Raw genomic sequence first — 14408 nt, 5'->3', positions numbered from 1 at the left:
CGGTAATTTCCGTCGATCCGGCAGCTTTCCGGCGGTCCCACGCGATCAGCTGTTGGAACGCCCGACGCCGGGTGGCAGCTACGCGGCGTTGGTCACCGCTTCCGCGGCGCGGGCCGGGGCACCGTAACTGGGCTCGCGCCGCTTGACCCAGTTGATGGCCAGCGAGGTCACGGGGACGAAGAGGAACTCCACCAGGGTCTTGTAGATGAAACCCACCAGCACGTAGTTCACAAAGCTGCCGAAGTCGGCGATGCCGATGACGGGCGCGGCGATGCTGCAGAAGATCAGCGTGTCCACGAACTCTCCGGCCCCCGAGGATCCCATGAGCCGCGCCCACAGGGACTTCTCCCCCGTGCGGGCCTTCATCCGCACCAGGATCCAGGAGTTGATGGTCTGCCCGGCCAGGAATGCCAGCAGCGAAGCCAGGACAATCTGCGGCACGGGGCCAAGGGCGCCTTCCAGGGCGGACTGCTTGGCTGCGCCGTACTCGTCGTCGAACCCGGGCAGCGCGATGACCACCCAGTAGCAAAGGGAAGCGAACACGGACAACGCGAAGGTGGTGAAAATGGCCTTCCGGGCCACCTTATAGCCGTAGACCTCACTGATTACGTCCCCGAGGATGTACGCGAGCGGAAAGAGGAAAAAGCCGCCGTCGGTTACGATGGGGCCGAATGCCACTCCCTTGGACGCTCCGATGTTGGACAGGATCAGCACCACTGCCATGGCCGCCAGCATGATCCCGAAGTAGGGCGAACCGATGTCCGCGAATCTGGCGGCGGAACGCGCGGCGGTTGGCTGGATGTCTTCGGGCACGGCGCTGCGGCCGGGGGCAGGGGTCATCAGGGGATCCGTTCAGGAGTGGTTGGCCGGCCCGCCGTCATGGGCGGCCGGTTGTATTAGCACTCGTGTCATTCTCGCACCGCCTTTCGCAACAAAGCTCCTCGAGCAGCAGGGCTGACCGGCGCGGAGTATTTTTTGAACATGTTCAAGTAGTGTGGCAGACTGCTTTTGAACACGTTCAAGAATGGGGATGCTGTGGCAGCGAAGAGCGAACAGACCAGGCAGTTGGTGGCGGACACCGCGCTGCGGATGTTCCGGGACATCGGGTTCGAGAAAACCACCATGCGCGCCATCGCCGCCGAGGCAGGCGTTTCCGTGGGCAACGCCTACTACTACTTCGCATCCAAGGATGACCTGGTCCACGAGCTGTACATCCAGGTACAGGCAGAGCACGCGGCGCGGGCCGCGGAGGTGCTGGACGGGACCGCCGCCCTGGCCGACCGGCTGAAGGTCACGCTGCATGCCGGCCTTGACGTCATGGCCCCGTACCACCGGTTCGGCGCGGACTTCGTGGCCACCGCCATCCGGCCCACGTCACCGGTGAACCCCTTTTCAGCAGGGTCCACGACTGCGCGGGAGGCATCCCTGGACATCTTCAGGCGCACCGTGGAGGGAGCCAAACCTGCCGTGCCGAAGAAGCTGCGGGCCGACCTGCCGGAGCTGCTGTGGCTTTGCTACATGGGGGTCACCCTCTTCTGGGTCTATGACACATCGGAGGGCCAGCGGCGGACCAGGAAGCTGGTGGACGGCGCGGCCCCACTCCTTGCCCGCGGACTGTCACTGGCCCGCATTCCGGGAGTCAACAAGGTTCTGGACGATGTCCTGGACCTGAGCCGCAGCATCCGCGATTAGGGAAGAAACATTGGGGGACAAGATGGGCAGCACAAAGACCGTGGTGGTGGCAGGGGCTTCGGGCTTCATCGGCACGTACCTTCGCCGGCGTTTCCAGGAGGACGGGTGGACGGTGCGCACCATAGGACGCAAGGGAACCGGCAGTTCTGCGGCAGCGTGGGACGACGACGCCGGCATGGTCCGGGTGCTCAACGGCGCCGCACTGGTGGTGAACCTCGCCGGCCGGTCCGTCTCCTGCCGCTACAACAGGCGGAACAAGGCGGAGATTCTGGACTCGCGGGTGGCCACCACCAAGGCACTCGGCCGGGCCATCGCACAGTGCCCGGAGCCGCCGTCGACCTGGCTGAATGCCAGCACCGGCACCATCTACCGGGACGCCCGCGACCGCCCCCAGTCCGAAGCCGGGGGCGAGCTTGGCTCCGGGTTCTCCGTGGACGTAGCCAAAGCCTGGGAAGCCGCCGTCGAGGCAGCCACCACGCCGGCCACCCGGAAGATCCCGCTGCGGATCGCCATCGTGCTGGGCCGCGGCGGCGGCGCGCTGGCGCCCTTCGCCAACCTGGCGCGGCTGGGCTTGGGCGGCCACATGGGCGACGGCAGGCAGCGCTTCAGCTGGATACACGTGGAGGACCTATACCGCGGCATCCGCTTCCTGCATGCGCGGACCGATATCACCGGACCCGTCAACGTGGCCTCGCCCGATGTGGTCAGCAATCAGGAGATGATGCGCCTGGTGCGGCGGGCTTACGGCGCGCGCTTTGGGCTCCCCACCCCTGCGTGGCTGCTGCGGGCCGGGGCCGTGCTGATCCGCACCGAAACCGAGTTGGTACTCAAAAGCAGGTGGGTCCAGCCGCAGAAGCTCCTGGACGCAGGCTTTGTCTACAGCCAGCCGGAGTTGGGGCGGGCCCTGCTGCAGATCGCCAAGGGCCAGGGATGAGCCGCCCGGTGCGCGTCACCTTCGGTCCCGGCGCGTTCCTTGCCGGCGCGTTCCTCACAGTCCTGGTCTTCGGGTTCCCCCTGGGTTTCCCCGGCTATCTCTACGGAACGCTCTCCGCGCTGCTTCTGGGCATGCCCTGGCGCTGGCTGCCGGAGTTTGCATGCGGCCGGTCCGCAACCAACTGCTTCACGTCTTGGCCGTCAGCGCGGCAGGGCTGGTTACCGGGATGCTCACGCTCATGTTCATCACCGGGAGCCACTGGCCCGCCATGTGGGGCACAGTCTTGTGGACCGGGTTCTGCGCAGCCCTGGGGCGCGCTGCCGTGTCCGGCCTCGTCACCATCCATGACGCAGCCGGGCACCAACCCGGGGTACCCGCACCTGCACCGCTGGAACCCTGACCATACGGCGTCCCGGAGCCCTGTCCGGTGACACATGGAAAGCGGCCGACGCCGGGTGGCAGGATGGGTGCATGACTTCCGCTACCCCTGACGCAACGCTGCCCGCCGCAAGTCCCGCCGTCGTCCTCACCGTCGCCGGCTCCGAAGCGACCGGCGGCGCCGGCGCGCAGGCCGACCTGAAGACCTTCCAGGAACTCGGCGTCTTCGGCATCGCCAACCTCACCTGCATCGTGTCCTTTGACCCGAAGGACAGCTGGAATCACCGCTTCGTGCCGGTGGACCAGCAGGTGATCGCGGACCAATTGGAGGCGACGACGGCGGCGTATGGTCCGGCGTCGGGCGCACCGTCGGCTTTGGACACGGTGAAGATCGGCATGCTGGGCAGCCCTGCCACCATCAGCACCGTGGCCGGCGCCCTGAAGGAGAACAGCTTCGCCAACGTAGTGCTGGATCCGGTGCTGATCTGCAAGGGCCAGGAGCCGGGCCACGCGCTGGACACGGACCAGGCCCTCAAGTCCCAGATCCTTCCGCTGGCCACATTCGTCACGCCCAACCGCTTCGAGGCGGAGTCGCTGTCCGGCCTGGACATCACGGACGTGGAGTCGCTGAAGGCCGCTGCGGTCCGCATCCACGAGCTCAGCGGCGCAGCAGTCCTGGCCAAGGGCGGGGTCAGGCTGGAAGGCCCGGACGCCGTCGACGTCTTCTATGACGGCCAGACCCTCGAAGTCCTCAGCGCCCCCAAGGTGGGAGAGGTGGCAGTGTCCGGTGCGGGCTGCTCGCTCGCCGCCGCGGTGACGGCCGAGCTCGCCAAGGGCGCCACGCCGTTGGACGCCGCCCGGACCGCCAAGGACTTCGTCACCGCCGGCATCCGCAACCGGGTTGCCTCGGGCGCCCCCTTCGATGCCCTCTGGCAGGGCGGCGCCCGCTAGCCCTGGTCCTGCAGAATCCCAGGGAAGGTCTCATGAGCTGGGGTTAGACACCCTGCCCATAAACAGCGGCAGCCCGGTCTCGACGTGGACGATCTCGTAGAGGAACGGCCGGTCGAAACGGATCGTGCGCGAGGAGACGGTGCCGCTCACCGCCTGCGCGTTGATCTGGGTGGCGGCGGCCGCAATGGTGCCCTTCTCCGCAACGGTGATGTTGGCGGCCTGCGCGGCCTGCGTGATCTTCAGGCCAGGCTGGATCGAGTCGAAATCTGTCTCGGTATCAAGCATCTTCCGCAGTCCGAGGCCAGCGAAAACCTCCCGCAGCTCGAAGCTGCTCTTGTCATCCCAGTGCGGCAGGTAAATCTGAGTAGGCGCCGAGGCAGCCGCGGCCAGTGCCCGGGCAGCATCTGTCAGATATGGCTCGCCGGCGCCGGGGGTCCCGGCATCCGGCAGAACCAGCCGCATGACGAATCCCTCGGCGTAGGGAAGGTCGACGGCCTGCCAACCCTCGCCCCGGGCAAAGGCGAGATCCTGGACGCCGGACATGGTGGGAACAGAGACCTTCTCACCCGTGGCAGTCGTGAAGGGACGGTCTGCGGAGTCCGCCGGATTGAAAGGAACCTTCCATGCCGAGGCGAAATACACGGCATTGACCATACTGAAGGTGTTCTCGCGGCGGTAACCAGCGGGTGCCTTTTTGATCCGTCCGCCGGTGTTCTTGTCCACCCAGGCGTCGATCGCCGGTTTGGTGGTGCCCTCATCCTGGAAATCCACTGGGTACACACCGGCCCCGAAGTATCGCGCCAGTGAGCGCAGGTAACCCTCACCCGCGGGTACGCGCTTGTCCACGAACAGGCCGTTGGCGGTGTGCAGGACCGGCCGCCGCGGAGGGTTCTTTTCGTCCACCGAGCCGGGGTCGCCGTCGAAAGCCTCCAAGGAAGCGAGCAGCGCGGCCAGCGCCTCGTCGCGGTGCTGTGCGGGGAGGTCCAGGACGTTGTCCATCTCGGCGGCCGTCGCCCCAGACGCACCCGTGCGCAGCATGGCCAGGGCAAGCAGCAGGCTGCCCGGGGACGCAACGACGTTGCCGTTTCCGGCCTCCCCGCCGTTGGCGAGGAGCGTTGCGCCCAATTTCCGGGCTGATGCCTGGAGCTGCGCCAGCCCGGCCTGGTAGTCGGACCGGCCCACCGACACGCGTTCGACGCCGCCGGCCTTCACCACTGCCGGCGGCGAGGCCGCACAGGCTGTCAGAACCAGCACCAGGCCCGCTGCGCCCGCAAGAATGCGTGCCGGAATCTTCCGTTTCATCGCGCCCCCAAAGCCCGCACAACCGAGGAAAACGGCGGGGAATCCGCCTACCGCCAGTCAAGCACCGGCAACGGGATAGCGGGACCGCGCCCCGGTCACGATTTGGTGCCGTTTCGTGTGGGAACCGGCGCCCCTTACCTCCGCGGAATGTTCCGCAGGTTGCTGCGGGCCATGCTGACGGCCTCGCCTGCGCCGCGGTTGAGGACCACCTTGGACATGGCGGTGGCAAAGCCGATCACCTGCGATCCGGAGATCTTGGGCGGGATGGACAGTGCGTTGGGGTCGGTGATGAGTTCCACGAGTGACGGGCCCGGGTGCGCAAACGCCTCCCGGTAGGCCGCCTCGATCTGGCTTGGATCGGTGACCCGCACGGCGTGGAAGCCCAGGGCCTTGGCCACCTGGGCGTAGTTGGCGTCCGGCACGTCCACGCCGAAATCCGGCAGCCCGTCCACCAGCATTTCCAGCTTCACCATGCCCAAGGTGGAGTTGTTGAAGACGACCACATTGACCGGCAGCTTGTATGCGGCGGCAGTGATGAGTTCGCCCAGCAGCATGGAGAGCCCACCGTCGCCGGAAACCGAGATGACCTGGCGGCCCGGATACGCCAGCTGCGCGCCGATGGCGTGCGGGAGGGCGTTGGCCATGGAGCCGTGCAGGAAGGACCCGATCAGCCGGCGCGTGCCCAGCGGGTTGATGTAGCGCGCGGTCCAGACGTTGCACATGCCGGTATCCGCAGTGAAGATGGCGTCCTCGGCGGCCACCTGGTCCAGCAGCGACGCCGCGTACTCGGGATGGATGGGCTGCTTCTTCTCCACCTTGCGCGTATAGGCGCCCACGGCCTTGTTCATGAGCCGGTCGTGCTTTTTCAGCATCTGGTCCAGGAACCGGCGGCTCTTTTTGGCTTTCACCAGCGGCAGCAGCGCACGAAGCGTGGGCAGGATGTCGCCGTGGACAGCGATGTCAACGTCGGTCCGCCGGCCCAGGCGCTGGGCCGCGCGGTCCACCTGGGCGGTGCGGGTGTCCGGCAGGAACTGGTCGTATGGGAAGTCCGTGCCCAGGAGGATCAGCAGGTCTGCGTCCTCGATGCCCTCCGCCGCGGCCCCGTAGCCAAGGAGGCCGGTCATGCCGATATCGAACGGGTTGTCGTACTGGACGAAGTCCTTGCCGCGCAGCGAGTGCCCCACCGGCGCCTTGGCGAGCTCGGCGAGCGCCATGAGCTCACTGTGTGCCCCCTCGACGCCGGCGCCGGCAAAGATGGCAACCTTGCCGGCGTCGTTGATCGCGTCGGCGAGCGCCTGCACGCTGACGGGATCCGGCACCAGGGCGGCCGGCCGGAAGGTGGCCGGCGCGGGGGTGGAACCTACAGCCTCCAGGCCGGCGATGTCGCCGGGCAGCGTCACGACGGCGACTCCCCCGAGTCCCAGCGCGTGCTGGATGGCGCTGTGCATCACACGCGGCGCCTGCTCGGCGGTGCTGACCAGTTCGGAGTACACGGAGCACTGGTTGAAGAGCCGGTCCGGGTGGGTTTCCTGGAAGAAGTCCGTGCCGATCTGCTTGCTGGGGATGTGCGAGGCGATGGCCAGCACGGGCGCCCCGGAGCGGTTGGCGTCGTAGAGGCCGTTGATCAGGTGCAAGTTGCCGGGCCCGCAGGATCCGGCGCATACGGCGAGCCTGCCAGTGAGCTGCGCTTCGGCCGCTGCGGCGAACGCGGCGGCTTCCTCATGGCGGACGTGGATCCAGTCGATGCCGCCCTTCGCGGAGCCTCCCGTTTGGCGGACGGCGTCCACGATCGGGTTGAGGCTGTCACCCACGATTCCATAGATCCGCTGCACGCCGGCAGCCTGGAGTTGTTCGATGAGCTGGGTGGCAAGTTCCTTGGCCATGGGTGCAGACTCCCGCGTTTGTGGTGGTGTTCTGACATGGCCCAATATAGTCCGCCCACCTCAGCGGGCACTTCGGAACAGGTATTCAGCAGCAGCAAGCCGAAACAAAAAGGAGGCGTACGACGGCGGCCTGGCAGCCGCCGTCGTACGCCTCCTTTAGGAAACAGGCACCGTGGCGCCGTCCGGACTAAACGCCCAGGGGATCCTTGTCCTTGCCGCCGCCCTTGGGCGCCTGGTCCCAGGCGTGCCCCTGCTCGTCGTCGAGGTGCGTGGCCTTCTTGTTCTTCAAGGCGAAGATGTAGACCAGCAGCGAGATGGCGATCGCCACGGTGACGTAGGTGAAGAAGAGGTCCTCGCGCTCCGCCTTCTGGAATGCGGCGCCAATCAGCGGAACAGTGCCGCCGAAGAGCGAGTTTGCGATCGCGTAGCCCAGGCCCACGCCCAGGGCTCGGATGGAGGCGGGGAACAGTTCTGCCTTCACCAGGGCATTGATGGAGGTGTAGCCACCCACGATCAGCAGGCCGCCCATCATCAGCAGGAACGCGGTGAACGGGTCCTTGGTGCCGGCCAGGGTGGACAGCAGCGGCCAGGTGAACAGCACGCCGGTAATGCCGAACCAGAGCAGCAGGGGCTTGCGGCCCACCTTGTCCGAAATGATGCCGTAGACAGGCTGCAGCAGCATGAAGATAAACAGGGCCCAGAAGTTGATCACGGAGGTGTCGGTCTTGGCGATGCCGGAGGTATCGTTCATGAACTTCAGGATGAAGTTGGTGTAGGTGTAGAAAGCCACGGTGCCGCCCAGGGTGATGCCGATGCACACCAGCAGCGGCTTCCAGTAGCCGGTGAAGAGCAGCTTGAGTGTGCCGGGCTGTGCCTGGCCGGACTTCGCGGGGGTTTTCGCGGCGTTGATCTGTTCAGCGGAAACGGTCTCTTCCATGGAGCGCCGCAGCCACAGCACCACCAGTGCGGCCACGCCGCCGATCGCGAACGGAATGCGCCAGCCCCACTCGCCCAGGTCGCCCTTGGGCATGACGTTCTGCAGGATCACCAGGACCAGCAGGGCCAGCATCTGGCCGCCGATCAGTGTCACGTACTGGAAGCTGGAGAAGAACCCGCGGCGCTTGCTGGTGGCGGCCTCGGACATGTAAGTGGCGCTGGTGCCGTATTCGCCACCCACGGAGAAGCCCTGGATCACGCGGACGATGACCAGCAGGATCATGGCCCACAGCCCAATGACGTCCTGGGTGGGCAACACCGCGATGGCGAAGGAACCGGCGGACATCAGGGTGACACTGAGCGTCAGCGCAGCCTTCCGGCCGTGGCGGTCGGCGTACCGGCCGAAGAACCAGGCACCGATGGGCCGCATGAGGAAGGACGTCGAGAAGACGGCCATCGCTTCGAGGCCCGCCTGGAGTTCATCCTTGGAGTTGAAGAAGTGGGCCTGGAAGTAGGCGGCGAAGACCGTGTAGACGTAGAGGTCGTACCATTCCACAAGGTTGCCCGCGGAACCCTTCAGGATGTTGCCCACGGCCCGCCGGGTCTGGGCGGCCTCCGATAAGGGCGCGGTTTGTTGGGTGCTCATCGGTGAGTTCCTCCTTGTGGTGACGTGCGTCCTCCAACGCCGGAGGGCCTCATCCAAGGTATGGGTGATCCACCGCACAACCAACGTGGCGGGGCATTTCCTAACACTTCCTTAGGTTTTGACTGACTGGCCGTCCCTTCCTGCCGGCCGGCCGCCGTCGGACATAACTGTTCCTTAGGCGGTAGTCTCCAAAGGCGGGGGATGAACCGGAGACCGCACAAAACAGCAAGGAAGATGGCAATGGATGTGCTGATCGTCGAGGACGACGACGCCATGGCCGGCGCCCTTACCGCTGCCGTCGAAAGCGCCGGGCACCACCCGCAGCGGCTCTCCCGCGGCGCGGACGCGCTGCTGTCCCACCGGAACTTCCAGGTGATCCTCCTGGATCTTGGCCTGCCGGACATGGACGGGCTGGAGGTCCTGCGCAAACTCCGCCAGGTTACCAACGTCCCCATCCTCATCCTGACCGCCCGCGACGACGAACGCAGCGTGGTGCTCGGGCTCCGTTCCGGCGCGGACGACTACCTGGTCAAGCCGGTCAAACTGGTTGAACTGCTGGCCCGGATCGAGGCGGTGACGCGGCGGGCCGGGCGTACGGGCAGCGTGCCGCAGGAAGACACCATCGTGCTGGACGACGTCGCCATCGACCTGAACCGGCGCACGGCGTTTAAAGCCGGCCTCCCCATCCCGCTGACGGCCACGGAGTTCGAACTCCTGGCCCTGCTGGCGCGCCACGCAGGCTCGGTGGTCACCCGCGAACAGATCCTGGACGCGCTGTGGGGCGACGCCTTCCTGGCCTCATCCCGCTCGCTGGACGTCCACCTCACCGGGCTGCGGGCAAAACTGCAGAAGCCGGGATTCATTATCAACGTCCGCGGCGTGGGCTACCGGGTGGAGGCGGCCGGCGCATGAGGCTGCGGGTCCTGGGCGTCCTCAGCGTCCTCTGCCTGGTAGTGGTGTTCCTGATCTCGGGCACCATCCTCACGTCCGCATCCCGTGAGCTGACCCAGGAACTGCAGATCAACCGGGCGGCCTCGCTGAACCGGCTGGCCCAGGTGGCCTTCGATGCCGCGAACGACGGCGACACCGTGCGCCTGCAGCGGGAAATGGACACGTACTCGGGGCTGTACGGCGAGGGAATAGTGGTGCGGGTGCAGGCGTCCACCCTGGCCTCCGGGGGCCTGTCCCCCGAACGGCCGGATGTGCAGAATTCCTTGTCCCTGGCCCGACTGAACGTGAGCGGCACATCGCTGAAGCCGCTGGAGCCGTTCAGTTCGGGCTCCCAGGTCATTTTCCGCCCCTTCGGCAGCGCCAGCCAGGTCCTGGGTGCAGTGGTCCTGGACGTCCATGCGGACACGGCACAGCAGAAACTCCGTGAGCGCTGGCTTGGGGTGGGCGTGGCCGCGCTCGCGCTGGCCACCATACTCCTGGTGGGGGCGGCACGGGTCACCGGCTGGGTCCTGCGGCCCGTCCTCCGCCTGGATTCGGCGGTGCATGAGCTGGAGCGGACCGGGCGCATGGAACGGCTCCCGGAGGACGGCCCACCTGAGCTGCGGGAACTGAGCCGGTCCTTCACGGCCATGGCCAGGACCGTCAGCGCCAGCATGGCGGCGCAGCGGCAGCTGATCGCGGACACCTCGCACCAGCTGCGGAATCCGGTGGGAGCCCTCCGGCTGCGGCTTGACCTGCTGCAGCTCGAGCTGAAGACGGCCCGCGAACACGACGCGGCCGAGCGGGCCGTGGCGGAGCTGGACCGCGTGGAGGAGATCCTGGACGGGGTGCTGAAGCTGGCCGCAGCGGAGCACCGGGCATCCGAAGGCTACCTGCGGGCTGCCGGTGGTTCCGGAGACCATCCCCCTGCCCAGCCGGTGGATCCTTACCCGGTACTTCAGGGGGAGATCGAGCGTGCAGCGCCGCTGGCGGAACAGGCGGGGTGCCGGCTGGTCCTCGCCGAGCCTCCGCAGTCGCCGGCGCTGGCTGCCTGCCACCCGGCCGAGCTGGCCCAGATGGCGGGCGAACTCCTCAACAACGCCATCAAGTACGCCCCAGGTGCCACGGTGGCGGCGGCAGTCCGGCTGGAGCAGGATGTGGTGGTTGTGGAGATTTCCGACGACGGTCCCGGGCTTTCCGCTTCAGAGCGCGCCTCGGCTGCCACCAGGTTTTGGCGGTCCCCGCGGCATTCCGCGGTTCCGGGGACGGGGCTGGGCATGACAATCGTGGGCGAGCTTGCCGCGGCCAACGGTGGCCGGCTGGTGCTCGCCGAGGCCTCTCCGCATGGGTTATTGGCCCGGATTGAGTTCCCCGTCGCAGCTTCTGACCCGGTGCTTCCGGATAAGGGCGGCGCCAATGCGTGAACCACTTGCCCGGGGCTGTCCTGACCCCCTGCCGGCGCGACGGTCCGTGCTGAAGTCAGCCTTCGCCGTCGGACTCGCAGCGTTCCTGCCGCCTGCCCTCAGCGCCTGCACCGGCGGGGACCGGCCAGAGGATCTCGTGGTGGCCGGCGGCGAACCGGGCGGGTTCTACCTGGAGTTCTCAACGCTGCTGGCCGCCGCGCTTGAGCGGCACGGCGTCGCCGCGCACGCCCGGGCTGTTGCAACGGGCGGAAGCCTGGACAACATTGCAGAACTGCGGGACGGGCGGGCCGCTTTTGCCGTAGCCCTGGCCGACGCTGCCGGCCAGGCGGGCAGGGACACAGCGGAGATCGCCGCCATCGGGAAGGTGTACGAAAATTACGTCCACTGCGTGGTCCGGAAGGACAGCGGCATCCGCGATATTTCCGGACTGGCAGGGCGCAGGGTTGCCGTGGGCCAGCCGGGATCGGGCACTTCGCTCACCACTCCCCGGCTGCTGGAAGCGGCCGGGCTGGGCACCTCAACGGACGGTGTGGCGCCCGCTGCCGGAACTGCCGCCGTCGAAAATCTCGGCCTCAACGATGGGATCGCCGCCCTCAAAGCGGGCACCGTGGATGCCCTGTTCTGGTCCGGCGGGGTGCCCACGGCTGCCATCGCCGCCGCCCAGCAGGAAGTGGCACTGGGGCTCGTGGACCTGTCGGGCCTGCTGCCGGAACTGCGCCGGCGATATGGCGGCATGTACGACCGCGTCCTCATTCCGGAAGGCAGCTACCCCGGAATTTCGGCAGTGTGGACGGTGGGCGCACCCAATCTGCTCCTGTGCCGCCGTGACCTGGACAACGCCACCGTGGAGCGGACCGTCCAGTTGCTGGTGCACAATGCCGGCGAGCTGATTCCGCAGTCCACCCTGGGCGTGCAGTTCCTCAGCGCTGAGAGCCTCATCAACACCGCAGGCGTCCCCCTGCACCCCGCCGCCGCGGACGCGTACCGTGCCCTCCACGGCTAACCAAACGCCCGCTCATGTTTGGCAGGAAATCCTCCAACGCCCGCTCACTTATGGCGGCCTAAACCCCAACGCCCGCTCACTATCCTCAGGAGAGTGAGCGGGGGTGTCTGGAAAACGCCAGGATTCGAGCGGGCGTTCAGTCAGCTTGTATGCCGACTTTCCACATAGGTGCTTCCGGCTGTCGCAGGGCCGACAGTTTCCTCCGTACTGTTTGGACGACCAGGAGAGCAGGCAGGAAACGAGGATCACTGTGGGCAGGAACCAGCGCCGACGGGCGGCACGAACGAACCATGTGCGAAAGCAACCAAGAGTCGCGTTCAAAGCCGCCGTCCCTAAAGTGGCAGTCCCTTTATCGGACAACGTCCGGGAGCTGGAAACGCTGGCCCCAGCCTTCATCTGCTGGTATGTCCAGCGCCCATTCAGCACAGACGTGGAAGAGGTGCTGGCGAGCCTGAAGCTCTTTTTCCGCTTCTACCCTGAGGCTGGCGAAAGCCGTTCCATCACTGCCCTCGACCCGGCCGAGGTGGCAGCAAGACTGGTATCTCTGATAATCAATACCGCCCACGCAGGCCTCGTGGCCACCTATTCGCTGATGCAATTCCTAAAGTTTCTCCAGGATTCCGGCCGCTGGTGCGGCAACCCGGAATCGTACCGGGCAGTATGCGGCATCCTGACGGACATCATCTGCCTGGACATGCGCTCGACTCCCAGCGGCGCGGAGACGGCTGCAGGCGTCACAGCTTCCCCCGCTGACTAACTCCCCGAGTGGGCCTGCAGGAAGCTGTACACCTCGGTCTCGTCCACGCCGGGGAAGGCGCCGGGCGGCATCGCGGCGAGCAGGTGGGAGTGGGCCCGGGCTGACGGCCAGGCGTTGCCGGCCCACTGTATGGCCAGCTCGGCCGGCGGCCGCTTGCAGCAGGTGGGGTCCGGGCAGTTGGACGTTGCCCGGGCAGTGGTCTCCCGGCCCCGGAACCACTTCACATGCTGGTACGGCACCCCGATGCTCAGGGAAAACTCTCCGCTGGCGGACCGCTCTGTCCGTGCCGTGCACCAGTACGTGCCGGACGGCGTATCGGTGTACTGGCTGTACGCACTGAACTTGTCCGGCACGTCGAACACGGCGCGGGAGGTCCAGGCCTTGCACGACGGTTGCCCCTCGATGGCGCCGGTGTGGTCCTGGGGGAAGTTCACGCCGTCGTTCTCATACGCCTTGTAGATGATCCCGCTCTGGTGTGTCTTCTGGAAATGCGTGGTGAGGCCCAGATGCTTCGTGGCCAGGTTGGTGAAGCGGTGTGCTGCGGTCTCGTAGGAAACGGCGAACGCATCCCGGATGTCCTCAACGGCTATTTCCTTGGCCGCTTTGGCTTTCTGCAAAAAATCCACGGTTGCCTGTTCGGGCAGGAGCAGGGCGGCGGCGAAATAATTGGTGGCCACCCGCTGGGCCAGGAAGTCGCCGTAGTTTTTGGGTGTCTCATGGCCCAGAACGTAGTGGCCCAAGGCTTGCAGCAGCACCGAGCGGGGGTCATGGTCCTGCCGCTGGCTCTGCGTCAGGTAAATTTTGCGGTTCTTCAAATCCGTCACGGAGCGGGTGGAATGCGGTAAATCCCCCACGTGGTGGAGGGTGAAACCGAGGTGCTCGGCGATGTCCGCGATGACGTGCTGGCTCAGCGGACCTGAGGTGTAGCCCACCTCTTTGAGGACCTTCTGCGCCTCGGCCTCGTACTCCGGGAAGTAGTTGCCGCGCTCCCGCATCATGGCCCGCAGTTCACCGTTGGCGCGGCGGGCCTCCTCAGGGGTGGCCACTTGCTCGTTCATCTTCCGTTCCAGCTCATGCAGCAGCCCCACCTGGGCCTCCAGCACATCCAGCGGAAGCCGCGAACTGATGCGGATTTTGGGCAGGTCCAGCGATTCGTACAGCGGCCCCCGCTGGTACCGTTCCAGCTCGATTTCCAGGGCTGCCCGGCGGCTGGGAGGCTCGGCTCCGAGCAGCTGGTCGATGGTCACATTGAGCGCCCCCGCGAGGTGCTGGAGGAGGGTCAGTTTGGGCTCACGCTTGCCGTTTTCAATCAGGCTTAGCTGGCTGGGCGCGGTGCCGACGGCGGCGCTCAGGTCATCGAGCGTGAGCCCGGCTTGTTTGCGCAAATGGCGGACCCGGCGGCCCAGCGCGATGACATCCAGTTCCGCTGCGGCGGTGGACTGTGGCTGGGAAACGTCCCTGTTCCAGCTTGAAGGCGACATTTCTGAAGAATACGTGAAGAAGTGCATTTCTTTCCAGACTTCTTATCTAGAAAGGGGGTTGAAAGTGCTGAAAAGTAGTTGTCACGGAAAG

Annotated in this window: 13 protein-coding genes; 8 read left to right on the top strand and 5 right to left on the bottom strand. The window is 66.4% G+C overall.

From position 1 onward, the window contains the following. Positions 1–78 precede the first annotated feature (78 nt). Positions 79–840, bottom strand: coding sequence for a queuosine precursor transporter (locus tag JCQ34_RS02830; protein ID WP_286401627.1), 762 nt, complete (start codon positions 838–840; stop codon positions 79–81). Positions 841–1035: 195 nt separating this feature from the next. On the opposite strand from JCQ34_RS02830, the gene JCQ34_RS02825 reads away from it, so the two are divergent. The 4 genes from JCQ34_RS02825 (at position 1036) to JCQ34_RS02810 (ending at position 3955) form a co-directional block, all read left to right on the top strand. Next, positions 1036–1692 carry a TetR/AcrR family transcriptional regulator gene (locus JCQ34_RS02825; RefSeq protein WP_286401624.1) on the top strand — a complete coding sequence of 219 codons (657 nt, stop codon included), beginning with the start codon at positions 1036–1038 and terminating at the stop codon, positions 1690–1692. A 22-nt stretch (positions 1693–1714) separates the two neighbouring features. Continuing rightward, positions 1715–2626, top strand: a complete 912-nt coding sequence (locus JCQ34_RS02820) for a TIGR01777 family oxidoreductase (protein ID WP_286401620.1) — start codon at positions 1715–1717, stop codon at positions 2624–2626. Between the two features lie 160 nt (positions 2627–2786). Next, positions 2787–3026 carry a hypothetical protein gene (locus JCQ34_RS02815; RefSeq protein WP_286401619.1) on the top strand — a complete coding sequence of 80 codons (240 nt, stop codon included), beginning with the start codon at positions 2787–2789 and terminating at the stop codon, positions 3024–3026. A gap of 71 nt (positions 3027–3097) precedes the next feature. Further along, positions 3098–3955: a hydroxymethylpyrimidine/phosphomethylpyrimidine kinase gene (locus JCQ34_RS02810; protein ID WP_286401616.1), complete on the top strand. Its 858-nt coding sequence runs from the start codon at positions 3098–3100 to the stop codon at positions 3953–3955. A gap of 30 nt (positions 3956–3985) precedes the next feature. Here the strand turns inward: JCQ34_RS02810 and JCQ34_RS02805 are convergent, their stop codons facing one another. From JCQ34_RS02805 to JCQ34_RS02795, 3 genes are all read right to left on the bottom strand, one after another. Continuing rightward, complete coding sequence (locus JCQ34_RS02805; protein WP_286401613.1) at positions 3986–5257, bottom strand: serpin family protein; 1272 nt, start codon at positions 5255–5257, stop codon at positions 3986–3988. Between the two features lie 134 nt (positions 5258–5391). Beyond that, a complete protein-coding gene (locus tag JCQ34_RS02800; RefSeq protein WP_286401611.1) occupies positions 5392–7140 on the bottom strand; it encodes a pyruvate dehydrogenase in 1749 nt (582 codons plus the stop codon). A gap of 187 nt (positions 7141–7327) precedes the next feature. Next, on the bottom strand, positions 7328–8722 hold the full coding sequence (locus JCQ34_RS02795; RefSeq protein WP_286401608.1) for an MFS transporter: 1395 nt from the start codon (positions 8720–8722) through the stop codon (positions 7328–7330). 240 nt (positions 8723–8962) lie between these two features. Between JCQ34_RS02795 and JCQ34_RS02790 the strand changes: the two genes are divergently transcribed. From JCQ34_RS02790 to JCQ34_RS02775, 4 genes are all read left to right on the top strand, one after another. After that, complete coding sequence (locus JCQ34_RS02790) at positions 8963–9634, top strand: response regulator transcription factor (RefSeq protein WP_286401605.1); 672 nt, start codon at positions 8963–8965, stop codon at positions 9632–9634. After that, on the top strand, positions 9631–11076 hold the full coding sequence (locus JCQ34_RS02785; RefSeq protein WP_286401603.1) for a sensor histidine kinase: 1446 nt from the start codon (positions 9631–9633) through the stop codon (positions 11074–11076). Before JCQ34_RS02790 ends, JCQ34_RS02785 begins: the two co-directional genes overlap by 4 nt. After that, entirely contained in the window at positions 11069–12079 is a 1011-nt protein-coding gene (locus JCQ34_RS02780) for a TAXI family TRAP transporter solute-binding subunit (protein ID WP_286401600.1), read from the top strand. Before JCQ34_RS02785 ends, JCQ34_RS02780 begins: the two co-directional genes overlap by 8 nt. A gap of 337 nt (positions 12080–12416) precedes the next feature. Continuing rightward, positions 12417–12836, top strand: coding sequence for a hypothetical protein (locus tag JCQ34_RS02775; RefSeq protein WP_286401598.1), 420 nt, complete (start codon positions 12417–12419; stop codon positions 12834–12836). On the opposite strand, the gene JCQ34_RS02770 is transcribed toward JCQ34_RS02775, so the two are convergent. Then, positions 12833–14344, bottom strand: a complete 1512-nt coding sequence (locus JCQ34_RS02770; protein WP_286401596.1) for a helix-turn-helix transcriptional regulator — start codon at positions 14342–14344, stop codon at positions 12833–12835. The two genes, JCQ34_RS02775 and JCQ34_RS02770, sit on opposite strands and share 4 nt — an antisense overlap. Positions 14345–14408 lie beyond the last annotated feature (64 nt).

It is taken from the genome of Pseudarthrobacter defluvii (genome assembly GCF_030323865.1).
In the GTDB taxonomy this organism is placed as follows: Bacteria; Actinomycetota; Actinomycetes; order Actinomycetales; family Micrococcaceae; genus Arthrobacter; species Arthrobacter sedimenti.
Note: the sequence above shows the minus strand (reverse complement) of the source record. Positions and strands in the feature narration are given on the sequence as shown.